Source organism: Kitasatospora sp. NPDC059673 (assembly GCF_042734215.1).
Classification (GTDB): Bacteria; Actinomycetota; Actinomycetes; order Streptomycetales; family Streptomycetaceae; genus Kitasatospora.
The window spans coordinates 1-22,852 of the sequence record NZ_JBHWEN010000040.1 but is presented as its reverse complement, the minus strand read 5'-3'; the positions used below and the strand labels follow the sequence as shown (position 1 = coordinate 22,852).

Here is a 22,852-nt window from a genome sequence, read left to right as displayed (position 1 = left end):
GAGTTCGAGTGTAATGAAGCCCAGGCAGCGTGTCAGCCTTCCAAAGCGAACAAATCAGCTCGACTCGTTGGCAGATTCGTAGGCTTCCCTGCGTTCTGAGGCCACATTGCGGGACGAACTCCGCACTCAAGACACTACTCCGAAAGCGGACGAAGACCCTCCTGGCCCAGGTGCCGCCGCAGCCGCTCGGCCAGCGCCGCAACCTGCCGCTCGCCCTCCGCGTCGCGGGTCCGGCGCAGCACCGCCGCCGCCGAACGGTACTCGCGCAGCGCCTCCTCGAAACGCCGCAGCGCGGTGTGCGCCTCCGCCAGCCGCACCAGCAGCCGCGCCTCGGCGGCCTGGTCGCCGACCGCCTGCCGCAGCACCAGCGCCCGCCCGTACGCGTCGGCGGCCCGCAGCGGATCGCCGAGCGCCCGGTGACAGTGGCCGACCCCCTCCAGCGCGCGGGCACAGCCGCCCTCGTCCCCGGCGCCCCGGGACAGCTCCACGGCCCGGCGGTAGCGCTCGGCGGCCTGCTCCCAGCGGCCCGCGTCCGCCTGCAGCTCGCCGAGGTTGAGCAGCGCGGCGGCGGCCCGGCGCGGGGCGCCCTGCCGCTCGGCGACCTTCAGCACCGACTCGTGCAGCGCGTGCAGGTCGGCCGGCGCGGCCTCCCCGGTCAGCGGCAGAGCGCGCAGCAGCGCCGTCACCAGCCGGCCCGCGCTGCCGTCCAGGTCGCCCTGGCCGACGGCGTCCGCGACGGCGGCCAGCAGCTGCTCGCGCTCCCCCAGCAGCCACTGTCCGGCGTGCGCGGCCGAACGCAGCCGCAGCGGCCCCGGCAGCGGGTCCGGGTTCGGCCCGGCCGCCGGGTCCAGCAGCAGCCGCGCCGAGTCGACCAGCCGCACCAGACGCTCCAGCAGCCGGGCCCGGGCCAGCTCCAGCTCGGACGCCCGGTCGGTCTCGGTGCGCAGCTCCACCAGCCGCCCGTACAGCCGCCCCGGCACCCGGTACCGCTCGGTGCCGTCGGCGGCCGCCGGCTCCCGCTCCATCAGCTCCAGCTCGGCCAGCGCGGCCAGGTGCGACCCCGCCTCCGGCGCCGGGCAGCCCATCAGCGCCGACGCGGTCCGCAGATCCACCTGCTGACCGGGCGCCAAGGTGCACAGCCGCAGCAGCCTGGCCCGGGCGGCCGGCAACCGCCGGTACGCGGGCTCGAACGCCCCCCGCAGCGGATCGCCCTCCACCACCGGCACGGTGTCCGGCTGCTCCGCCGCCTCCGCACGGGAGCGCTCCCGCAGCTGCTCCGGCGGACGGCGCAACCGGGCCGCGGCCTCCGTGACGGCCAGCCGCGGCTCGATACGCAACCAGGCCGCGGCCAGCCGCAGCGCGGCCGGACGGTTGGCACACGCCTCGGCGAGCTCCGCCGCGCCCACCGGGTCGCAGGAGATCCGGGTGCCGCCGACCAGCGCGGACAGCAACTCGATCGTGACACGGTGCTCCAGACCGCCCAGGATCACCGGATCGATACCCTCGATACCGGTCAGCGGACCCGAGGTGGTGGCCAGCACCACCGACTCGGTCTTCTCCGCGAGCAACGGCCACACCTGACCGGTGTCCCGCACGTCGTCCAGCAACAGCAACGCCCGCCGCGACCCGAGTGCCTCACGCAGCGCCTCGCACGCCGGGTCCTCCTCGGCCGCCCCGGGCAGCAACGCCAGTCCCGGCCGCTCACCGAGCTGCTCCAGCAGCCTCCTGGCGGCCCGGCCCGCCCCCACCCGCGTCCCGTCCGGCGCCGACATCCGCGCGTAGAGCAACCCGTCCGGGTACTCCTGCGCGACCCTCCGCGCCCACTCCACCGCCAACGCGGTACGGCCCGACCCCGGCCGCCCCGCCAGCACCAGCAACCGCCCCCGCCCCGGCGCGGGCCGCCCCGCCGCCACCCTCAGCGCCGCGAGTTCCGCCGTCCGCCCGCCGAACGGCCGGGCGCCCGCAGGCAACGCGTCGAAGACCCCGGCCGCCTCGGCCACCGCCGCCGCATCCCTCGCCACCCGCGCCACTCCCGACCGTCGCCCAGCCCCCGGGCCCGCACACCGGGCCCTGTCCGCGAAGCGTAGTTCGACCACCCCGCCCCACCCAGCCACCCCGGTCCCGCCAACCCCCACACCACCCCCCCGGCCCAACCCCGGCCGGGAATGGCGCAGCGGAACCCCGGATCGGACGAAAGCGCGTGCCAGAAGAAGTGAATCAGCCGCTCACCCGCCCGGAGCCCAACCCACCACGGGCCGTCCCCGCACAGAACGCGCCCCCATCACACCGGCCCCCGCCACGCTCGCGCGGGTGCGCACTCCCAGAACGGCCGCACTGGCAACGGCGGGCCCGCCATGCGGAGGCGCCCCCAACGCCGCCCCGGGCAACCACGCCACGACTACTCGCCGCACCCCACGCGAAGCGAATCCCCCCGCCCCACCCCGCGCGGAGCGCACCCCACCCCCACCGCACCCCGCGCGGGTGCGCACTCTCAGAACGGCCGCGCCAGCAACGGCGGGCCCGCCCGGCAGAGGCGCCCCCAACGCCGCCCCCGGCAACCACGACACACCTACTCGCCACACCCCACGCGAAGCGAATCCCCCCGCCCCACCCCGCGCGGAGCGCACCCCACCCCCACCGCACCCCGCGCGGGTGCGCACTCCCAGAACGGCCGCGCCAGCAACGGCGGGCCCGCCCGGCAGAGGCGCCCCCAACGCCGCCCCCGGCAACCACGGCACACCTACTCGCCGCACCCCACGCGAAGCGAATCCCTCCGCCCCACCCCGCGCGGAGCGCACCCCACCCCCACCGCACCCCGCGCGGAGCGCGCTCTCAGAAGGGCCGGGCCGGCCACGGCGCGTCCGCCGGACGGAGCGCGTCGACGCCGCCGCGGGCCAGGGCGGTGTGGAGGGCGAGGGTGCCGGTGACCAGCACGGGGTTGTGGAGTTCGCCGGCCAGGACCAGGTCGAGCAGCTGCTCCAGCGGAACCCACGCGGATTCGAGTTCCAGCTCCTCGCCGTGGGCCGCGTAGCGGTCCCCCTCGGCTTCGGCGAGGTCGGTGGCGAGGAACAGCCGCAGCGCCTCGTTGCTGCCGCCGGGCGAGGTGTAGAAGTCGACCAGTACCCGCCAGTTCCCGGCCTTGCAGTACGCCTCTTCGAAGAGTTCCCGCTGGGCCGCGTGCAGCGGGTTCTCCCCGGGGACGTCGAGGAGTCCGGCGGGGAGTTCCCAGAGGCGGTGCCGGACGGGGTGCCGGTACTGGCGCAGGACGAGGACGCGGGCCTGCTCGTCAACGGCGAGGACGGCCACCGAGCCGGGGTGGAGCTGGTAGTCGCGCTGGGCCCAGCTGCCGTCGGGCATCCGCACCTGTTCGGAGCGCATCCCGGTCATCCTGCCCTGGAAGGGCGTGTGCCCGTCCCGAACGTCCCATTCCTCGGCCACGTCGCGCATCCCGGTCACCGGGCACCACCCCTTCTCGTCAGTCCGACACAAAGACACAATCTAGCGGACCGACCCCTCCGACACGCCGAAACCGCCCGCCCCGGAGCGAACTCCAGGACGGGCGGCCTCACGCGCACAGCCTCACGCGCACAGAAGAAACAGAGGAGAGCGTCAGCCGACCTTGCGGTCGATCGCCGCCGCGACCAGACCCGCGAACAGCGGGTGCGGCCGGGTCGGGCGGGACTTCAGCTCGGGGTGGGCCTGGGTGGCGACCAGGTAGGGGTGGACCTCGCGCGGGTACTCGACGTACTCGACCAGGTCGCCCTTCGGGGAGAGGCCGGAGAACTGCAGGCCGGTCTTCTCCAGGTCGGCGCGGTAGGCGTTGTTGACCTCGTAGCGGTGGCGGTGGCGCTCCTCGACGTACTGCTCGCCGCCGTACACCTCGCGCACGATGGAGCCCTCGGCGAGCTTCGCCGGGTACAGGCCCAGACGCATGGTGCCGCCCAGGTCGCCCTTGCCATCGACGATGGCAAGCTGCTCGGCCATGGTGGAGACGACCGGGTGCTTGGCGGCCGGGTCGAACTCGGTGGAGTTCGCCTCGGGCAGGCCGGCCAGGTTACGGGCGGCCTCGATGACCACGCACTGCAGGCCCAGGCACAGGCCGAGCAGCGGGATCTTGTTCTCGCGGCCGTAGGTGATCGCGCCGACCTTGCCGGTGACGCCGCGGTCACCGAACCCACCGGGGATGCAGATCGCGTCGACGTCGCCGAGCTGCTCCTGCGCGCCCTCGGGGGTCTCGCAGTCGTCGGAGGTGACCCACTTGATCTCGACCCGGGCGTTGTTGGCGAAGCCGCCGGCGCGCAGCGCCTCGGTCACCGACAGGTAGGCGTCCGGCAGGTCGATGTACTTGCCGACCAGGGCGACCTTGACCACGTGCTGCGGCTCGTGGACGCGGCGCAGCAGGTCGTCCCAGACCGTCCAGTCGACATCGCGGAACGGCAGGTCGAGGCGGCGCACCACGTAGGCGTCCAGGTTCTCGCCGTGCAGCACCTTGGGGATGTCGTAGATCGACTTGGCGTCGATCGCGGCGACCACGGCCTCCTCGTCGACGTCGCACATCAGCGAGATCTTGCGCTTGATGGCCTGCGGCACCTCGCGGTCGGCGCGCAGCACGATCGCGTCGGGCTGGATGCCGATGTTGCGCAGCGCGGCCACCGAGTGCTGGGTGGGCTTGGTCTTGAGCTCGCCGGAGGGGCCGATGTAGGGCAGCAGCGAGACGTGCACGAAGAAGACGTTGTCGCGGCCGACCTCGTGGCGGACCTGGCGGACGGCCTCCAGGAACGGCAGCGACTCGATGTCGCCGACGGTGCCGCCGACCTCGGTGATGACCACGTCGACGTCCTCGGTCGCCATCCGGCGGATCCGGGACTTGATCTCGTTGGTGATGTGCGGGATGACCTGGACGGTGTCGCCGAGGTACTCGCCGCGCCGCTCCTTGGCGATCACGGTGGAGTAGACCTGGCCGGTGGTGACGTTCGCCGAGCCGTGCAGGTTGGTGTCGAGGAAGCGCTCGTAGTGACCGATGTCGAGGTCGGTCTCGGCGCCGTCGTCGGTGACGAAGACCTCACCGTGCTGGAACGGGTTCATGGTGCCCGGGTCCACGTTGAGGTAGGGGTCGAGCTTCTGCATCGTCACCCGCAGGCCGCGGGCCTTGAGCAGCGCGCCGAGGCTCGAGGCGGTGAGGCCCTTGCCGAGCGAAGAGGCGACACCCCCGGTGACGAAGAGGTGCTTGGTCGTCACGGCGCGGCCGTTGGCCGACTTGCCGGAATGGGGCTGTGCCAAGAGGGGGCTCCCGTGGGGTGTCGTGTCGGAGAGTGACGCCGGTGGAGGGGCTCCCGGCCCTCGTTCCCACCAGTTCCACGGGATACCAGCGTATCAGTGCCCCGGCGAGTGGTCGCCCGCGTCCGGGTGGACGGGGTCCTCGTGCGTCGTCCGGACGGGTCGCCCGGGAGACCGGGAACAGGCCCGGAGGGCAGGCGGCACACGGGGCGCGGGCCGCCGGCGGGGGCGCGTGCGGGCGCCCGAAACACCCGAATCAACGTATTCTGCTCAAACGTCGACATCCTCGCCCGACCCCCGACCCGTGCGCACCGCCGCCGCCGGGGCACGCTGGGCCGCTGGGAACGGAGAGCCATGGCCGGTCGCATCGAGGACTACGCGCTCATCGGGGACATGCAGACCGCAGCGCTGGTCCGCCGGGACGGCGCGGTCGACTGGCTGTGCCTGCCGCGGTTCGACTCGCCGGCGGTGTTCGCGGGGCTGCTCGGCACCGACGAGCACGGCTTCTGGCGGATCGGCCCGGCGCTGCCCGTCGAGCCGCCGCCCGCCGCCGCCCCGCCGCGCCAGGGCCTGCTGGACGCCGGTGAGCCGCGCGTCCCGCCGACCGCCGCCGCGCCCGCGCTGCCCTGCGACCGGCGCCGCTACCGGGACGACTCGCTGATCCTGGAGCAGGAGTGGGACACCCAGGGCGGCACCGTCCGGGTGATCGACTTCATGCCGCCGCGCCACCTGCTCGGCACCCCCGACGTGCCGCAGATGATCCGGATCGTGGAGGGCCTGGCCGGCACCGTCCGGATGCGCTCGGCGGTGCGGATGCGGTTCAGCTACGGCCGGGTCGTGCCCTGGGTGCACCGGGTGGAGCAGCCCGGCGGCGGGCACCGCACCGTCGCGGTGGCCGGCCCCGACTCGGTGTGGCTGGACGGCCGGGCCGAGACCTACGGCCGCGACCTGACCACGTACGCCGACTTCACCGTCACCGCCGGTGAGCGGATCGCCTTCGGGCTGACCTGGAAGGCCTCGCACGAACCGGCCCCGGCGCCGCCGGACGCCGAGGAAGCGCTGGAGAACACCGAACGGTTCTGGCGCGAGTGGGTCGAGCAGTGCCGCTACCGGGGCCCCTACCGGGAGGCCGTGATCCGCTCGCTGATCACCCTGAAGGCGCTCACCTACGCCCCCACCGGCGGCATCGTCGCCGCCCCCACCACCTCGCTGCCGGAGGACCTCGGCGGCGAGCGCAACTGGGACTACCGCTACACCTGGCTTCGGGACGCCGCGATCACCCTGTCCTCGCTGCTGCGCACCGGCTACCGCGAGGAGGCCCGCGCCTGGCGCGAGTGGCTGCTGCGCGCGGTGGCCGGCGACCCGGAGAACCTGCAGATCATGTACGGCATCGCCGGGGAGCGCGAACTCACCGAGTCCTCGCTCGACTGGCTGCCCGGCTACGAGGACTCCCGCCCGGTCCGGGTCGGCAACGGCGCCGCCGGGCAGCTCCAGCTCGACGTGTACGGGGAGGTCGTCGAGGCGCTGCACCTGGCCACCATGTCGGGCCTGGCCCGGCACGATCACGCCCACCAGCTGCAGCTGCGCCTGATCGAGTACCTGGAGGACCACTGGCGCAACCCCGACGAGGGCATCTGGGAGGTCCGCGGCCCGCGCCGGCACTTCGTGCACTCCAAGGTGATGGCCTGGGTCGCCGTCGACCGGACCCTCAAACTGCTGGAGCAGATGGAGAACGTGCCGCCGGGCCTGGCGGAGCGCTGGCAGAAGCTGCGCGCGGAGATCCACGCGGACGTGTGCGCCAAGGGCTACGACCCGGACCGCAACACCTTCACCCAGTACTACGGCGGCCAGGAGCTGGACGCCTCGCTGCTGCTGATCCCGCAGGTCGGCTTTCTGCCGCCGGACGACAAGCGGGTGATCGGCACCATCGAGGCGATCCAGCGCGAGCTGTCCACCGAGGACGGGTTCGTGCTGCGCTACCCGACGCACGACGATGACCTGGGGAGCACCTCCAAGAACGTCGACGGGCTGTCGGGGCACGAGGGGGCGTTCCTGGCCTGCTCGTTCTGGCTGGCCGACGACCTGGCGATGATCGGCCGGGTCGGCGAGGCCCGCGAGCTGTTCGAGCGGCTGCTGGCGCTGCGCAACGACCTGGGGCTGCTCGCCGAGGAGTGGGACCCGCGGGCGCGCCGTCAGGTCGGCAACTTCCCGCAGGCGTTCAGCCACGTGCCGCTGATCGACACGGCGCTGCGGCTGACCGCCGCGGGCGGGCTGAACCTGTCGCACTGACGGGTGTCAGCGCCGGCGCTGCACCAGTTCGTCGTAGATGGACAGCACCTGGGCGACGGTGGCGGCCTCGTCCGGCCAGGTACGGGCCTGGGCGCGGCCGGCGTCCGCGAGTTCCGCGCACCGCTTGTCGTCGGCGAGCAGCTCGCGCACCGCGCCGCCGAGCGCCCGCGGGTCGGCGAACGGGACCAGCACCGCGGCGTCGCCGACCAGTTCGGGGACGCCGCCGACGGCGGTGGCGACCACCGGCACGCCGGCCCGCATCGCCTCCTGGGCGACCAGCGAGCGGGCCTCCCAGCGGGAGGAGAGCACCACCAGGTCGGCGGCGGCCAGCAGCTCGGGGATGTCGGTGCGGTGGCCGAGCACCTCCACGGGCAGCTTCTCGACGCGCACCCGTTCGGCCAGTGCCGGCCGCTCGGGGCCGCCACCGGCCAGCAGCACGTGCGGCATCGGATCGCCGGGCGCCGCGAAGTACGGGACGGCGTCCAGCAGCAGCGCGAAGCACTTCTGCGCCACCAGACGGCCGATCGCCAGCACCACGGGGCGGCCGTCGTCGCCGCCGGGCAGCGCGGCCCGGGCCGCGGCGCGGTCGAGGCCGGCCGGCGGCAGCGGCGGGGCGGCGACCGGGCCGAGCCGGGCGTCGGTGGCGCCCAGTTCGCGGGCCCGGGCGACCAGGTCGGAGGACGCGCCGAGCACCAGGTCGGCGGCCCGCACCACCCGGCGCTCCATCAGGCGCTGCAGGCGGCGGTCCAGGCCGGTGGCGAGCAGCGCGTGGTGCGAGGTGACCACCAGCGGCGTCTCCGGGCGGATGCCGGGGAACCGGCCCGCGGTGCGCAGCGCCAGGTCGGCCAGCAGGCCGGCCCGCAGGCCGTGCGCGTGGACGACGTCGGCGCCGGTGAAGGCGCGGCGCAGCTCGCCGATCGCGGCGGCGTCGGAGCGGGCCCCCGCGGTGGGGGTGATGTCCACCGTGTGCAGGCGGGCACCGGCCGCGGAGAACCCGTAGCGGCGGTCGGCGCCCTCCGGCGCGCAGACCGTGACCGCCACCCCGTGGGCGACCAGACCCTGCGTCAGGGAGCGTACGTGCGCGCCGATCCCGCCCGTCGCGGCGGCCAGGACGAGCACCACGTGCAGCTGGGGGGCCGCGGTGGCCCGGGCGGCGGAATGGTCCACGTCGTTTTCGCTCCGGCTCGTAGTCAGCTGGTGTCCGCTCGCCACGATGCCAGGTCGGTCGCCCTCTTGGACAGTCGGCACCGCTGCGGCGCGTCGCCCGGGCGTGCGAACCCGGGCGACGTGTGCGGGGCGGACGGTGGTGCTGTCAGCGGGCCCGGGCGGTGCGGGCGGCTTCCAGCAGTTCCTCGGCGTGCGCCCGGCCGAGCTCGGAGTCCTCCAGGCCGGCGAGCATCCGGGACAGCTCGCGCACCCGCTCCTCGTCGCTGAGGGTCTTCACCCCGCTGCGGGTGACGGTGCCGTCGTTGGTCTTCTCCACCACCAGGTGCCGGTCGGCGAACGCGGCGACCTGCGGCAGGTGGGTGACCACCACCACCTGGGCGCTGCGGGCGAGCTTGGCCAGGCGGCGGCCGATCTCCACGGCGGCCTTGCCGCCGACGCCCGCGTCGACCTCGTCGAACAGGTAGGTCGGCACCGGGTCGGCGCCGGCGAACACCACCTCGACGGCCAGCATGACGCGGGACAGCTCGCCGCCGGAGGCGCCCTTGGCGATCGGGCGGGGCTGCGCGCCGGGGTGCGGGGCGAGCAGCACCTCGACCTCGTCCACGCCGTGCGGGCCGTAGGAGACGGTGCGGCCCTCGACCTCGATGCCGGACAGGTCGTCGACCTGGCTGATCGCGAAGGTCACCCGGGCGTGCGGCATGGCGAGTTCGGCGAGCTCGTCGGAGACGGCGGCGGCGAACTTGTCGGCGGCGGCGTGCCGGGCGCTGGACACCTCGGCCGCCAGGTCGGCCAGCTGGGTGCGCAACTCGGTTTCCTGGGCGCCGAGTTCGTCGATCCGCTCGTCGTCGCCGTCGAGTTCCAGCAGCCGCACCGAGCCGGCCTCGGCCCAGGCGATCACCTCGGCGAGGGTGCCCTCGGTGCCGGAGTACTTGCGCACCAGGTGGGCGAGGACGGCGCGGCGGTCCTCCACGGCGGCCAGGCGCACCGGGTCGGCGTCCAGGTCGTCGGCGTACCCGGCGAGGTCGCCGGCCACGTCGGCCAGCAGGTAGCCGACCTCGCCGAGGCGGTCGGCAAGCTGGGCGAGGCGCTCGTCGTGGTGGCGGACGGCATCCACGGCGCGGCGGGCCTGGGCGAGCAGGGTGCCGGCGTCCACCGCCTCCGGGTCGGCGGGGTCGCCCGCCAGCGCGGCGTGCGCCAGCGTCGCGGCGGAGGACAGCGCGTCGGCGTGGCCCAGGCGCTCGGCCTCCACGGCCAGCTCGGCGTCCTCCCCGGCGACGGGTTCGGCGGCGGCGATCTCCTCCAGGCCGAAGCGCAGCAGGTCGGCCTCCTGGGCGCGTTCGCGGGCCCGGGTGGTCAGCTCTTCCAGCGTCGCGGACACCTCGCGCAGGGTGCGGTACACCTCGCGGTAGCGGGCCAGCGGCTCGGCGACGGCCTCGCCCGCGTACCGGTCGAGCGCGCCGCGCTGCCGGGAGGGGCGCAGCAGCCGCTGCTGGTCGGTCTGGCCGTGCACGGCGATCAGGTCCTCGCCGAGCTCGGCGAGCAGCCCGACGGGCACCGAGCGGCCGCCGACGTGCGCCCGGGAGCGGCCCTCGGCGGAGACGGTGCGGCTGATCAGCAGTTCGCCGTCGTCGAGTTCGGCGCCCGCCTCCTGGGCGCGGGCCACCACCGGGGAGGCCGGGTCGAGGGCGAGCCGGCCCTCGACGACGGCCCGCGCGGAGCCGTTGCGCACCAGCGCCGGGTCGGCCCGGCCGCCGAGCAGCAGCCCGAGGCTGGTCACCACCATGGTCTTGCCGGCGCCGGTCTCACCGGTGACGGCGGTGAAGCCGGGCGCGAGTTCGACCACCGCGTCGTCGATGACACCCAGATCCCGTATCCGCATCTCGTCCAACACGGAGACGACCTTACGAGGTTCCACCGTCGGTTCGCGACGACCGCCCCCCGGTTCACCCGACAGTGGCGGCGGCAGCGGGCTCGGGCACCGTGAGGCGCGGCAGGAAGAACTGCACCAGCGGGCCGATCGCCAGCGCGTAGGCGACCGTGCCGACGCCGAAGGTCCCGCCGAGGGCGATGCCGGCCGCCAGCACGGTCAACTCGATGCCGGTGCGGATCAGCCGCACGGAGCGGCCGGTGCGCCGGTGCAGGCCGGTCATCAGGCCGTCGCGCGGGCCGGGGCCGAGCCGCGCCCCGATGTACAGGCCGGTCGCCACCGCGTTGAGCACGATGCCGGCCGCCAGCAGCGGGATCCGGGCGGCGAGCGCGTGCGGGTGCGGCAGCAGCGCCAGGGTGGCGTCCATCGCGACGCCGAGGACGGCCACGTTGCCGACGGTGCCGATGCCCGGTTTCTGCCGCAGCGGTATCCACAGCAGCAGCACCAGCACACCGACCAGCGTCACCCAGGTGCCGACGCTCAGGCCGAGGTGCCGGGCCAGTCCCTGGTGGAAGACGTCCCACGGGTTGCCGCCGAGCGAGGAGCGCAGCACCAGGGCCATCGAAACCCCGTACAGCACCAGGCCGGCGGCGAGCTGCACCAGGCGGCGGGGCAGGTCGGTGGAGTTCGCACGCCCGGTTTTCGTGAGGGGGGGCAGGGAGACCGCCATCGGGTGGACCTCTTCTCGTACGGTGCTTGCCGTTCCTCGGCAGTGAACGCCACTATGGGCAGTCCAAATAGGCACCCGACAGGGCCAATCCGATCCGAGTGGACTGATTTCCGATGGCCGAGTGGCACAGCACCCTGACCCCGCACGCCCTCGCCCGCCAACTCCCCCCGGCGGACGGCCGCCACCCCGCCTACCGGGCACTCGCCGACCGGGTCTCCCGGCTGGTCGCCGACGGCCGCCTCCCGGCCGGCACCCGGCTGCCCGCCGAACGCGAACTCGCCGCCGAACTCCGGCTCAGCCGCACCACCGTCGCCGCCGCCTACCAGGCGCTGCGCGCCGACGGCTTCCTGCGCTCCCGGCGCGGCGCCGGCTCCTGGACGGCCCTGCCCGAAGGCACCCGGCCGCCCGCCGACGCCCTGCACCCGCTCGGCCCCGACCGGCCCGGCGGCGAGCTCGACCTGGGCCTGGCCGCGCCCACCGCCCCGCCGCAGCTCACCGAAGCCGCCGCCCACGCCCTCGACCGGCTGCCCGCCTACACCGGCGGCCACGGCACCTACCCGACCGGCCTGCCCGTACTGCGCGAGGCCGTCGCCCGCCGCTTCACCGAGCGCGGTCTGCCCACCGGCCCCGACCAGATCCTGATCACCACCGGCGCGATGAGCGCCCTGCACCTGGCCCACCACGCCCTGCTGAGCCGCGGCGACCGGGTCGCCGTCGAAGCACCCAGCTACCCCAACACGCTGCGCGCCCTGGACCGCCACGGCGCCCGCCTGGTGCCCGTCCCGTTCGCCACCGACCCTGCCGGGCAGGCGGGTTGGGACCTCGCCCAGTGGCAGCGGGTGCTCCACGGCGCCGCCCCGAAACTCGCCTCCACCATCCCCGACTTCCAGAACCCCACCGGCGCCCTGATCGACGAGGACCAGCGCCGCGCCCTGCTCGCCCACGCCCGGGCCGCCGGCACCACCGTCCTCGCCGACGAGACCTGCGCCGAACTCGGCTGGGGAGTCGACGACCCGCAGCTGCCCCGGCCGCTGGCCGCACTCGACCGCGACGCCCGGGTGATCACCATCGGCTCGGCCGGCAAACTGCTCTGGCCCGGCCTGCGGATCGGCTGGCTGCGCGCCCAGCCGTCCCTGATCCGTCAACTCGCCACCGACCGGGCGCTGTTCGACCTCGGCACCCCGGTCCTCGACCAGCTGATCACCGCCCGCCTGCTGACCCACCACCTGCCCGCCGTCCGCGCCGAACGGCACGCCGGACTGCGCGCCACCGCCGAGGCCTTCGCCGACGCCCTGCCCCGGCACTTCCCCCGCTGGCGCTTCACCCTCCCACCCGGCGGCCTCTGCCTCTGGGTGGCCACCCCCGGCCTGCCCGCCACCGCCCTCGCCCGGGCCGGCGAACGCCTCGGCGTCCGAATCGCCTCCGGCGCCCGCTTCGGCACCGACGGCGCGTTCGAGGAGTACCTCCGCCTCCCCCTCACCCTCCCCACCGCCCACGTCCCCAACGCCCTCCACCGCATCGCCGAGGCCGCCGAACTCGCCCGCAACGAACGCTTCGCGACGGCGGACCCGGAACCGTGCAGCCTCTGACGGCGGGTGCACAGGCAGGGTTGGGGAGAACTTGCGCGAAAGCAGGTGGGCGCGAAGACAGGGGCGCGGGGAACTGCGCGAAGGGGAACGCACCCGTCGGAAAGATCGCAACGCAGGGCAATGACTTGCACGTGATCGCGACCTTGCGGACGTGATGTGCGCTTGTCGCGCAGTTCTCCCCCAGCCCTGGCGGGCCGGGAGGTACCCCCACGCGCCCCTGTTCTCGCGCCCGCCTGCGTCTCGTCAGGCCCTTCCCGACCGCCCCCGCCAGCCCGTCACCGGCAGCGCGAACTTCGCGACCAGCCGGTCCGTGAACGGCGCCCGGTGCAGCCGTGCCAGCCGCACCGGCGTCTTGCCTCGCCGCACCTCCACCCGCGCCCCGGCCGGGAGTTCGACCGAGCGCCGACCGTCGCACCACAGCACGCCGTGCGGCGTCTTCGGCTGCACCTCCACCGCCAGCACCGAGTCCGGCGAGGTCACCAGCGGACGGGCGAACAGCGCGTGCGCACTGATCGGCACCATCAGCAGCGCCTCCACCTCCGGCCACACCACCGGCCCGCCGCCGGAGAATGCGTACGCCGTCGAACCGGTCGGCGTGGACAGCACCACCCCGTCGCAGCCGAAGTTCGACACCGGGCGACCGTCCACCTCGGTGACCACCTCCAGCATCCGCTCGCGCGCCGCCTTCTCCACCGAGGCCTCGTTCAGCGCCCAATCCTCGTGCAGCACATCGCCGTTGGTGCGCACGAGGACGTCGATGGTCATCCGTTCCTCGACCGCGTAGTCGGCGTCCACCACCCGGTCCACCACCGTCGCCAGGTCGTCGCGCTCCGCCTCCGCGAGGAAGCCGACCCGGCCCAGGTTGATGCCGAGCATCGGCAGCCCCGACTCGCGGGCCAGCTCCGCCCCCCGCAGCAGCGTGCCGTCCCCGCCCGCGACCAGGATCAGCTCGCAGCCGTCGGCCGCGCCCGGCCCGCCCGGCACCAGCTCCACCCCGTCCGGCAGGTCCAGGCCCACCGCCTCCGCCTCCAGCAGCCGGATCCGGATCTCCGCCTTCAGCAGGCCGTCCACCAGCCCTTCCACACTGCGCAGGGCGGCCTCCCGGCCGGTGTGCGCGATCAGGAAGACCGTACGACGATCGCTCATTGCCCGCTGCCCTCTCCCTACGCCCGCCGGACCCTGCTGGCCCGGACGTGGCATGCCAGTCTGCGCAACGCTCGGACGCCTGCCAAGTACCCTACTTGGGGCCCTCCGCCACGGCCCGGTCCGCGTCGGCCGGATCCAGCTGCTCCGCATCCCGGCGCAGCCACAGGAAATACTCCACGTTCCCCGACGGCCCCGGCAGCGGAGACGCCGTCACCGCCCGCACACCCAGGCCCAACTGCCAGGCCTGCGACGCCACTTGGCGGATCGTCTCGGCCCGCAGCTCGGGCGAGCGCACCACGCCGCCCGAACCCAGCCGCTCCTTGCCGATCTCGAACTGCGGCTTCACCATCAGCACCAGGTCGGCGTCCGGCGCCGCGCAGCCGGCCAGCGCCGGCAGCACCAGGCCCAGCGAGATGAACGACAGGTCGCCCACCACCAGATCGACGAGCGTCCCGCCGATCAGCTCCGGCGTCAGCTCCCGCACGTTGGTGCGGTCCATCACCGTCACCCGCTCGTCGCTCTGCAGCGACCAGGCGAGCTGCCCGTAGCCGACGTCCACCGCCAGCACGTGCGCCGCACCCGCGCGCAGCAGCACATCGGTGAACCCGCCCGTGGACGCCCCCGCGTCCAGCGCCCGCCGGCCCTCCACCACCAGGCCCTGCGGAACGAAAGCGGCGAACGCGCCCGCCAGCTTGTGACCGCCCCGCGACACGTACTCCGGGTCCGCGTCGTCCTTCGCGACCACCACCGCCGCCGCCGTCTCCACCTGCGTCGCCGGCTTGGTCGCCACCGTGCCGCCCACCGTCACCCGGCCCGCCGCGATCAGTTCGCTCGCATGCTCCCGCGACCGGGCCAGCTTCCGCCGCACCAGCTCCGCATCCAGACGGCGTCGTGCCACTGCCACTACTACGTCAGCTCCCACATTCCGCAATCGTCACTCGCGGTCCAGCGCCGCGAGGGTCGCGGCGAGCCGCGCATGAACATCTTCGTACACCTCGACCCGCTCCCCCGCCCCCGCCCCGTCCGCCTCCCCCAGCCGGGCCAGCACCTCGTCCACCTCGGGCTCGCCCGTCCACTGCATCTCACTCACCGCCGGCGTCCCCGCCCTCGGGCTTCGCGGTGGTCTTCCGGGCGGCGGTCTTCCTCACCGGCTTCGCGGCCGACGTGCCGTCAGCGGCCTTGGTGCGCTTCGACGCGGCCTTGGTCGCCGACGTCGGCATCAACACCGACTTCTGCGCCGCCACGGACTTCCGTACGGGCGCGGCCTTCTTCGCCTGCGCGGGCAGCGGGGCCGACGGGCTGTCCGCAGGGGCGGCCTTCTTCGCCGCCGCCGTCTTCTTCGCGGGGGCAGCCTTCTTCGCCGCCGCCGTCTTCTTCGCGGGGGCGGCCTTCTTCGCAGCGGCGGCCTTCTTGGCGGCGGCCTTCTTCGCCACCGTCTTCGGCGTCTCCGGGGCCTTCCGCGGCACCGAACGCTTGGCCGCCACCTGCTTGGCCGCCGCGCCCTTGCGGGCAGTCGCCCGCTTCACCGGCGGCTCGGGCTCCGCAGCCGGCTCCACCACCGGCTCCGCGTCCCACCCGGCGTCGAACAGGCCCTTGGCCCGAGCAGCCGGCCGGACCACCGGCTCCTCCTCCGGCTGCTCCTCGGGCTCGGCCGCGACGGTCGGCTCGTCGACCTCGCGCAACTTCGACTCCAGGAAGCTCAGTACCACGCCGACCTTCACCACCTGGTCGCCGACCTTCTCGAAGACCCGGTCGACCTCGCCCTTGGCGGCGCCCGCGAGCCCCATTCCGGCGCTCACGGCCTGCTCGGCCAGCGTCCGCAACTGCTCGACCCCCGGCGGGAGTTCACCGGTCCGCCGACGCAGCTCCTCGGCCGCGTCCTGCACCCGGCGGCTCGCCTCCTCGGCGAGCTCCGTCGCGACCACCACCACACCCCGCACCGCATCCCGCAGCATCCCCAACGCCTCCTCCGCGGGCACCGACTGCCCGCCCTGACGCTACCCCGTCCTACGCCCCACCCGTACGCGCATTCCCCGCCCGCCCCACGGTCGGCCCCCTCACCCCACCCGGCCGACACGTCCCCCGGGCGCGTTAGCGTGGAACACCGCACCGACCACCGAGACAGGAGTACGCCGCACCCATGGCCACCATCGAGGAGTGCCGCAGCGCACTGGAGCAGCTCAGCCGCAACCTCGCCGGCGCGAACGGCGACGTCCGCAAGGCCGCCGCCCTCGACCGGTCGCTCAGCTGCCACCTCACCGACCTCGACCTGACCTTCACCGGGCGGCTCACCGGCGGGCAGCTCACCGGCATCACCGAAACCCCGGGCCCGCCCACCGCCAAGGCCGACATCCGGCTCACCACCACCGGCGTCGACCTGGTCGCCCTGGTCGACGGCAAGCTGGCGTTCCCCACCGCCTGGGCCACCGGCCGCCTCAAGCTCGACGCGAGCTTCCTCGACCTGCTGCGTCTGCGCAGCCTGCTCTGACGCGGGCGCTCACCCGCAGAACTGCTGCGCCACCGGCCCGCTCGTCGCCGTCGCCGGCGGCAGTGGCTCGGCGGTCGTCCCCGCCGCCCGCTCCACTCGCAGCTGCGAGGTGGCCGGCAGGCTGCCCTTCGCCGACGCCCCAGGCAGTACCGGCACGTCCCACCCGGCACGTCCGCGGTGCCGACGTCGATCAGCCGCGCCGACCAGGGTCCGCAGTGCAGGTCCAGCGGTCCGCTCGCCGCCGGCGGTGAGCACCGCCGCCCAGCCGCCCGCCCGGCTGCGACCCGCGAAAGGCCACCGCCTGCTCCGTCCGCCCGACCTCCCGGAACGAACCCGCCACCGGCTCCTGCGCGGTCAGGCCTCGCACCAACGGGTCGGGCTTCACCGGCGGGCTGCTCGTCGGAACCCAACTCCCACCCGGCGCCCAGTCGACCGTTCGGTGCGTGTACCCCACCAGCAGCAACGCCGGCGCGGCCACCACCAGCCCGACGCCCCGCCCCACCGTACGTCTGCGCGTCATCCCGCCTGGACGATCCGAAGCTGCACCGGGGACACCCGCTGCGACGATCCGTCAACCGACCGTCACCGCACGGCAGTTCGGGCCGTCAGAGCAGCGCCAGCGCCTTCGTCCCGTCCGGCGCCGCGCCGTTCGCGTCCGCCCAGGTCCAGGCCGCCGCGCACAGTGCCCGCAGGGCGTCGATCCGTTCGCCGGTGCCGTCCAGGGTCAGCGCGCCGCCGTCCACGCCGGCCTGCCAGCCGCCGCAGGCGAACCGGCCGTCGCCCAGCTCCGCCACCTCGGGCTGCGGCTCCAACAGGCCCCGCAGGTCGTCCGAGAGGTACGTCGGGCGGTGCTGCACGGGGGCGGCCAGCAGCAGTTCGGGTGTGGTGACGCCGGTGAAGACCAGCAGCGAGTCCACGCGGCCGTTGAACGCGCCCTCGATGTCGGTGTCGAGGCGGTCCCCGACCACCAGCGGATGCTTCGCGCCCGTCCGCAGTACCGTCTCCCGGTGCATCGGCGGCAGCGGCTTGCCCGCCACCTCCGGCGTCACGCCCGTGGCCGCCGACACGGCCGCGACCAGCGTCCCGTTGCCCGGGGCGATGCCGCGTGCCGTCGGGATCGACAGGTCGGTGTTCGAGGCCACCCAGGGCAGGCCCCGGCCCACCGCGTAGGAGGCCTCCGCGAGGTCCGCCCAGCCCACCGACGGGTCGTAGCCCTGCACCACCGCCGCCGGGTCCTCGTCCAGGGAGCGCACCGGCACCAGCCCGCGCTCCTCCAGCGCCTCCACCAGCCCCGCTCCGCCGATCACCAGCACCCGTGAGCCCGCCGGCACCTTCTCCGACACCAGCCGCGCCGCCGCCTGTGCCGAGTTGATCACATCGGCCGGCTCGGCCGGCACCCCCAGCTCCGACAGGTGCGCCGCCACCACGCGCGGCGGGCGGGACGCGTTGTTCGTCACGTACGCCAGCCGCATCCCCTCCGCCCGCGCCCGCTCCAGCGACTCCACCGCGTACGCGATCGCGTGCGGCCCCGCGTACACCACGCCGTCCAGGTCCAGCAGCGCCGTGTCGTACGCCTCCGTCAACGCCACCGCACTGCCCCGCGGCATGCTCCGCACCCGGCCGGCGCTCTCCGCCATCACACCGCTCCCTGTCACCTCGAACCGATCGACCCCGCCACCTTAGGGCCTGTCTTCGAACCCGCGCCGCAGCTTCGAGGACAGCTCCTAAGGCCTGTCCGGATCCTCCGGCGGCGCCAAATACCCCGGCGCACCCGGCTGCAGCGGGCCGAACGCCCCCGCCCTGGCCGCCAGCGTCGCCCGGGTCTGCCGCAACGCCGCCGCGTAGTGCTTGTTGCCGGGCTGCATCGCCACCGCCAGCGCCAGGTGCTCCGCCGACGACTCGAAGTCCCCCAGCCGGGCCGCCGCCACACCCCACCCGAACTGCGCGTAGTCGTCCGACGGGTCCGCCTCCGCCACCGCCCGGAAGCTCCCCAGCGCCGCCGCGTACTGCCCGGCGTCGAACTGTGCCCGCGCCAACGCCTCCCGGATCGACCGCGACCCCGGCTCCGCCTCCGCCGCCCGCGCCAGCAACTGCACCGCCGCCGCCGGATGCCGCTCCTCCAACAACCGCACCCCGCGCCGGAACCAGTCGTACACCCCGCCGCCCGGTGCCCCCGCAGCACTTCCCGAAGAGGCCGCCGCGCCGTCGCCGTCGTGGCTCCCGTAGCTCATCCGCAACTCCCCGCTCTCCCGTTCGGCACCCACCGCCCCGCCCGCGACCGGAAACAGCCGCGTGCATCGCGATCTCCCAACAAGGAGTACCCGGCTAACATGCCCAGGATGAGCGCCCCTCGTGCCGAAATCGGCAACGAGCCCTCGGGCGGCCCCGGAGACCCCGGGCACGTCGCCACCGCAGGGCTGTCCCTGTCCCCGTTCCGCGGCCTGCGCTACGACCCCCAGCGGGTCGGCGACCTGGCCGCGGTGACCTCACCCCCCTACGACGTGGTGGACCCCGGACGGCGCCAGGACCTGGAGACCTCGGACCCGCACAACATCGTCCGCCTCATCCTGCCGCGCCCCGAACCGGAGGACTCCGGCCTCCGCCCCGACCGCGACACCCGCTACCGGCACGCGGCACGCCTGCTGCGCGACTGGCGCGACCAAGGCATCCTCACCGCCGACCCCCGGCCCGCCCTGTACGTCTACGAGCAGCACTCCCCCACCGGCGACCTGCAACGCGGCCTGATCGGAGCCCTCGCCGTCAGCGGCCGCGAAGCCGGCGTCGTCCTCCCCCACGAGGACGTCATGCCCAAGCCCGTCGCCGACCGGGTCGGCCTGATGCGCACCACCCGCGCCAACCTCGAACCCCTGCTGCTCACCTACCGCGGCCACGGCCGGGCCGCCGAGGTCGTCGAACGCGCCGCCGCCGGCGAACCGCTGCTCCACGTCACCACCTCCGACGGCACCCACCACCGCCTGTGGGCCGTCACCGCCCCCGCCGACCTGACCGCGATCAGCCGCGACCTCGCCACCTGCCGCGCCCTCATCGCCGACGGCCACCACCGCTGGGAAATGTACCTGCGGCTCCAGCGCGAGCACCGCCACCTGCCCCGCAGCCCCTGGGACCGCGGCCTGGTCCTGCTGGTCGACACCGACCGCTACCCGCTGCGGGTCCGCGCCATCCACCGCGTCCTGCACCGGCTGCCCCTGCACGCCGCGATCGCCGCCCTCGACCCCGACGTCTGGCAGCTCACCGAACTCCCCGGCTCCCTCGACGACGCCCTCAAGGCCCTCGGCGAGGCCCGCACGGACGCCCGCAACGCCTTCGTCCTCACCGCCGGCGACGACCGCTACCTGCTGCTCACCGGCCCCGACGAACGCACCCTCGACGCCACCGTCCGCACCGACCGCCCCCAGGAGTGGCGCCACCTCGACGCCACCGTCCTGCACGCCACCCTGCTCGACCGCACCTGGCACGTCCCCGACAGCCCCGAGCACATCGGCTACCTGCACTCCGCCGAGGCCGCCGTCCGCGAGGCCGCCCGCACCGGCGGCACCGCCGTGCTGCTCCACCCCGTCGAGGAACGCGTGGTCCGCCGGCTCGCCGAACAGGGCGTCACGATGCCCCGCAAGTCCACCTCCTTCGGCCCCAAACCGGCCACCGGACTGGTTCTGCGTTCCCTCGAACTCGGCTGACAAGGCAAACCCGGCTGACAACGCGAGACGGCCCCCGCTCCTGTCCGGAACGGGGGCCGTCTGCTTGCCGATCGGGGATCAGGCCTGCTTCGGCTTCTCCTCGAAGGAGTCCTCGTCGTACTCCTCGTCGATCTCGAGGTCGTCGTCGTCGTAGAACTCCTCGACGTCCTCCTCGTCCTCGAAGATCATCCGGTCGTCGCCGATCTCGTCCTTCGCGATCGGCTTGCGCGCCGGCTCCTCGGACTCCACGGCCTCGTTCTCGGCGTCCTCGTCCAGCGCGTCGGTGAACTCCACGCCGTCGATCTCCGCCAGCCGCTCGGAGGCATTGGTCGAGCCGTCCGAGTCCGCCTCCACGGCCTTCACGAACCACTCACGGGCCTCGTCCGCCCGACCCGCCGCGACCAGCGCGTCGGCGTACGCGTAGCGCAGGCGCGCCGTCCACGGGTGGATCGCCGAGGACGCCAGCTCCGGGCTCTGCAGCGTCACCACGGCCGCGTCGAACTGCTCCAGGTCCGCGCGGGCACCCGCCGCGACCAGGCGCATCTCGACCTGACCGGCCTTGTCCAGCTGCTTCACCTCGGGCTCGCCGGCCATCGCCAGCGCCCGCTCCGGACGGCCCAGACCACGCTCGCAGTCCGCCATCACCGGCCACAGGTCCACCCGGCCGGTCATCCGGCGCGCCGCCCGGAACTCGGTCAGCGCCTCGGAGTACCGCTGCGTCATGTACGACGCGAAACCGGCCGCCTCACGGACGCTCGCCACGCGCGACGCCAGCCGCAGCGCGACGCGCGAGTAGTTGTAGGCCTCCTCCGGCTCGCTGTCGAGCAGCCGCGCGACCATCACCAGGTTGCGCGCCACATCGTCGGCGAGGGTCTTCGGCAGGCTCTTCAGGTCCTGACGGACATCCGCGTCGATCTCGAACCCGGTCACATCGTCCGGGATCGGCAGCCGGCGCACCGGCTCCGGCCGGCGCTCGTCCTGCTCCCGACGGAAGCCACCACGGTCGTCCCGGCCACCCCGGTAGCCACCACGGTCGCCCCGGTCGCCCCGGTCGTCACGGGAACGGAACCCGCCACGGTCGCCGCGGTCGTCGCGACGGAAGCCGCCGCGGTCGCCCTGCGGACGCTCGTCACGACCCCGGTAGCCGCCGCCCTGCGGACGGTCCTCGCGGGAGCGGAAGCCGCCCTGCGGACGGTCCTCGCGGGAACGGAAACCACCCTGCGGACGGTCCTCGCGGGAGCGGAAGCCGCCCTGCGGACGGTCCTCGCGGCGCTCGAAGCCACCGGTGCGCTGCGGACGGTCGTACCCGCCACGCTCGTCGCGGTCCCGCCCGTACGACGGACGGTCACCACGGTCATCCCGACGGAACCCACCACGGTCGCCCTGCGGACGCTCGTCACGACGCTCGTACGACGGACGGTCGCCACGGTCGTCCCGACGGAACCCACCACGGTCGCCCTGCGGACGCTCGTCCCGGCCCCGGTAGCCGCCACCCTGCGGACGGTCCTCGCGGGGACGGAAGCCGCCCTGCGGACGGTCCTCACGGCGCTCAAAGCCACCGGTGCGCTGCGGACGGTCGTACCCGCCACGCTCGTCGCGGTCCCGCCCGTACGACGGACGGTCACCACGGTCGTCCCGACGGAACCCACCACGGTCGCCCTGCGGACGCTCGTCACGACCCCGGTAGCCGCCACCCTGCGGACGGTCCTCACGGGAACGGAAACCACCCTGCGGACGGTCCTCACGGCGCTCGAAGCCACCACTGCGCTGCGGACGGTCGTCGAACGACCGCTCCTCGCGCGGACGGTAGCCACCACGGTCGTCCCGGCCCCGGTAGCCGCCACCCTGCGGACGGTCGTCCCGACGGAAGCCACCGCGGTCGCCCTGCGGACGCTCGTCACGGCCCCGGTAACCGCCGCGGTCGCCCTGCGGGCGGTCGTCACGCGAGCGGTAGCCACCGCCGGCGCCGCCACCGTACGACGGACGGTCGCCACGGTCGCTGCGGTAACCCCCGCGATCGCCCTGCGGGCGGTCGTCACGGGAACGGTAGCCACCGCGGTCGCCGCCACCGTACGACGGACGGTCGCCACGGTCGCTGCGGTAACCCCCGCGGTCGCCGCCACGGTCACCACGGTCGTCCCGACCGCGGTAGCCGCCGCCTTCGCCACGGTCGTCACGACGCGGGCCGCGGTCGTTCGACCAGCCCCCGCGCGACCTGGGCTCGTACCCCCGGCCGCCGTCGTTACGGCGCTCGGGCCGGTCCTGGGGCGGGTTCGACATGCTGGTGACTCCTGTCTGCACACTGCTGGCTCTAGAGGCGCCACTGCCGATCCATCGACACCAGCGCGCGATCCGGACGAGCCCCGAACCCCACCTGGGTCCGGTACGTCCGTCTTGTCCATTGTCCGGCACACGGACGGGCACCGCGTCCGGGTGCCCGACTGCCGTCCGCCGGCGGTATGTTCGGCTGAAAAAGCCCAACAAAAAAGGCCGAGGCCCCAGCTCATCGCTGGGGCCTCGGCCTTTTGAAGAATTGTTCGGCGGCGTCCTACTCTCCCACAGGGTCCCCCCTGCACAACCAACGGCCCTGGGAGGCTAACCTTC

The 22,852-nt window shown here is 74.4% G+C and carries 18 protein-coding genes and 1 pseudogene; 4 read left to right on the top strand and 15 right to left on the bottom strand.

From position 1 onward, the window contains the following. Positions 1 to 134: 134 nt before the first annotated feature. The 3 genes from ACFV18_RS31090 to ACFV18_RS31080 form a co-directional block, all read right to left on the bottom strand. Positions 135 to 2,021: an AAA family ATPase gene (locus ACFV18_RS31090; protein ID WP_380488631.1), complete on the bottom strand. Its 1,887-nt coding sequence runs from the start codon at positions 2,019 to 2,021 to the stop codon at positions 135 to 137. Between the two features lie 811 nt (positions 2,022 to 2,832). Further along, on the bottom strand, positions 2,833 to 3,447 hold the full coding sequence (locus ACFV18_RS31085) for an NUDIX domain-containing protein (RefSeq protein WP_380488646.1): 615 nt from the start codon (positions 3,445 to 3,447) through the stop codon (positions 2,833 to 2,835). Between the two features lie 162 nt (positions 3,448 to 3,609). After that, positions 3,610 to 5,280 (bottom strand): CTP synthase, encoded by a 1,671-nt coding sequence (locus ACFV18_RS31080; protein WP_380488630.1) that lies wholly within the window; start codon positions 5,278 to 5,280, stop codon positions 3,610 to 3,612. A gap of 327 nt (positions 5,281 to 5,607) precedes the next feature. Between ACFV18_RS31080 and ACFV18_RS31075 the strand changes: the two genes are divergently transcribed. Then, positions 5,608 to 7,566, top strand: coding sequence for a glycoside hydrolase family 15 protein (locus tag ACFV18_RS31075; protein WP_380488645.1), 1,959 nt, complete (start codon positions 5,608 to 5,610; stop codon positions 7,564 to 7,566). 6 nt (positions 7,567 to 7,572) lie between these two features. On the opposite strand, the gene ACFV18_RS31070 is transcribed toward ACFV18_RS31075, so the two are convergent. From ACFV18_RS31070 to ACFV18_RS31060, 3 genes are all read right to left on the bottom strand, one after another. After that, entirely contained in the window at positions 7,573 to 8,733 is a 1,161-nt protein-coding gene (locus ACFV18_RS31070; protein ID WP_380488629.1) for a glycosyltransferase family 4 protein, read from the bottom strand. A gap of 145 nt (positions 8,734 to 8,878) precedes the next feature. Next, positions 8,879 to 10,612 (bottom strand): DNA repair protein RecN, encoded by a 1,734-nt coding sequence (recN, locus tag ACFV18_RS31065; protein ID WP_380488644.1) that lies wholly within the window; start codon positions 10,610 to 10,612, stop codon positions 8,879 to 8,881. A 64-nt stretch (positions 10,613 to 10,676) separates the two neighbouring features. Then, positions 10,677 to 11,330 carry a YitT family protein gene (locus tag ACFV18_RS31060; protein ID WP_380488628.1) on the bottom strand — a complete coding sequence of 218 codons (654 nt, stop codon included), beginning with the start codon at positions 11,328 to 11,330 and terminating at the stop codon, positions 10,677 to 10,679. A 113-nt stretch (positions 11,331 to 11,443) separates the two neighbouring features. Between ACFV18_RS31060 and ACFV18_RS31055 the strand changes: the two genes are divergently transcribed. Continuing rightward, positions 11,444 to 12,919, top strand: a complete 1,476-nt coding sequence (locus ACFV18_RS31055; protein WP_380488627.1) for a PLP-dependent aminotransferase family protein — start codon at positions 11,444 to 11,446, stop codon at positions 12,917 to 12,919. A gap of 243 nt (positions 12,920 to 13,162) precedes the next feature. Here ACFV18_RS31055 and ACFV18_RS31050 read toward each other — a convergent pair whose 3' ends face one another. From ACFV18_RS31050 to ACFV18_RS31035, 4 genes are all read right to left on the bottom strand, one after another. Continuing rightward, on the bottom strand, positions 13,163 to 14,065 hold the full coding sequence (locus ACFV18_RS31050) for an NAD kinase (RefSeq protein WP_380488626.1): 903 nt from the start codon (positions 14,063 to 14,065) through the stop codon (positions 13,163 to 13,165). Between the two features lie 91 nt (positions 14,066 to 14,156). Continuing rightward, entirely contained in the window at positions 14,157 to 14,963 is an 807-nt protein-coding gene (locus ACFV18_RS31045) for a TlyA family RNA methyltransferase (protein WP_380488625.1), read from the bottom strand. A gap of 36 nt (positions 14,964 to 14,999) precedes the next feature. Continuing rightward, positions 15,000 to 15,155 (bottom strand): hypothetical protein, encoded by a 156-nt coding sequence (locus ACFV18_RS31040; RefSeq protein WP_380488624.1) that lies wholly within the window; start codon positions 15,153 to 15,155, stop codon positions 15,000 to 15,002. After that, a complete protein-coding gene (locus ACFV18_RS31035; RefSeq protein ID WP_380488623.1) occupies positions 15,148 to 16,020 on the bottom strand; it encodes a hypothetical protein in 873 nt (290 codons plus the stop codon). Before ACFV18_RS31035 ends, ACFV18_RS31040 begins: the two co-directional genes overlap by 8 nt. 185 nt (positions 16,021 to 16,205) lie before the next feature. On the opposite strand from ACFV18_RS31035, the gene ACFV18_RS31030 reads away from it, so the two are divergent. After that, a complete protein-coding gene (locus ACFV18_RS31030; protein ID WP_380488622.1) occupies positions 16,206 to 16,553 on the top strand; it encodes an SCP2 sterol-binding domain-containing protein in 348 nt (115 codons plus the stop codon). A 9-nt stretch (positions 16,554 to 16,562) separates the two neighbouring features. Here ACFV18_RS31030 and ACFV18_RS31025 read toward each other — a convergent pair whose 3' ends face one another. The 3 genes from ACFV18_RS31025 to ACFV18_RS31015 all read right to left on the bottom strand — a co-directional run bounded on the left by ACFV18_RS31025 (position 16,563) and on the right by ACFV18_RS31015 (position 18,784). Beyond that, entirely contained in the window at positions 16,563 to 16,709 is a 147-nt protein-coding gene (locus ACFV18_RS31025; RefSeq protein ID WP_380488621.1) for a hypothetical protein, read from the bottom strand. A 449-nt stretch (positions 16,710 to 17,158) separates the two neighbouring features. Next, complete coding sequence (locus ACFV18_RS31020) at positions 17,159 to 18,190, bottom strand: HAD-IIA family hydrolase (RefSeq protein ID WP_380488620.1); 1,032 nt, start codon at positions 18,188 to 18,190, stop codon at positions 17,159 to 17,161. 87 nt (positions 18,191 to 18,277) lie between these two features. Next, complete coding sequence (locus ACFV18_RS31015; protein ID WP_380488619.1) at positions 18,278 to 18,784, bottom strand: tetratricopeptide repeat protein; 507 nt, start codon at positions 18,782 to 18,784, stop codon at positions 18,278 to 18,280. A gap of 108 nt (positions 18,785 to 18,892) precedes the next feature. Here ACFV18_RS31015 and ACFV18_RS31010 point away from each other — a divergent pair, with 108 nt between their 5' ends. Next, positions 18,893 to 20,248, top strand: coding sequence for a DUF1015 family protein (locus tag ACFV18_RS31010; protein ID WP_380488618.1), 1,356 nt, complete (start codon positions 18,893 to 18,895; stop codon positions 20,246 to 20,248). Between the two features lie 78 nt (positions 20,249 to 20,326). Here ACFV18_RS31010 and ACFV18_RS31005 read toward each other — a convergent pair whose 3' ends face one another. Both ACFV18_RS31005 and ACFV18_RS31000 read right to left on the bottom strand, forming a co-directional pair. Further along, a complete protein-coding gene (locus tag ACFV18_RS31005; RefSeq protein WP_380488643.1) occupies positions 20,327 to 21,205 on the bottom strand; it encodes a hypothetical protein in 879 nt (292 codons plus the stop codon). A gap of 27 nt (positions 21,206 to 21,232) precedes the next feature. Continuing rightward, a pseudogene (locus ACFV18_RS31000) lies at positions 21,233 to 22,528 on the bottom strand (hypothetical protein); the annotation flags it as partial. Positions 22,529 to 22,852: the final 324 nt, after the last annotated feature.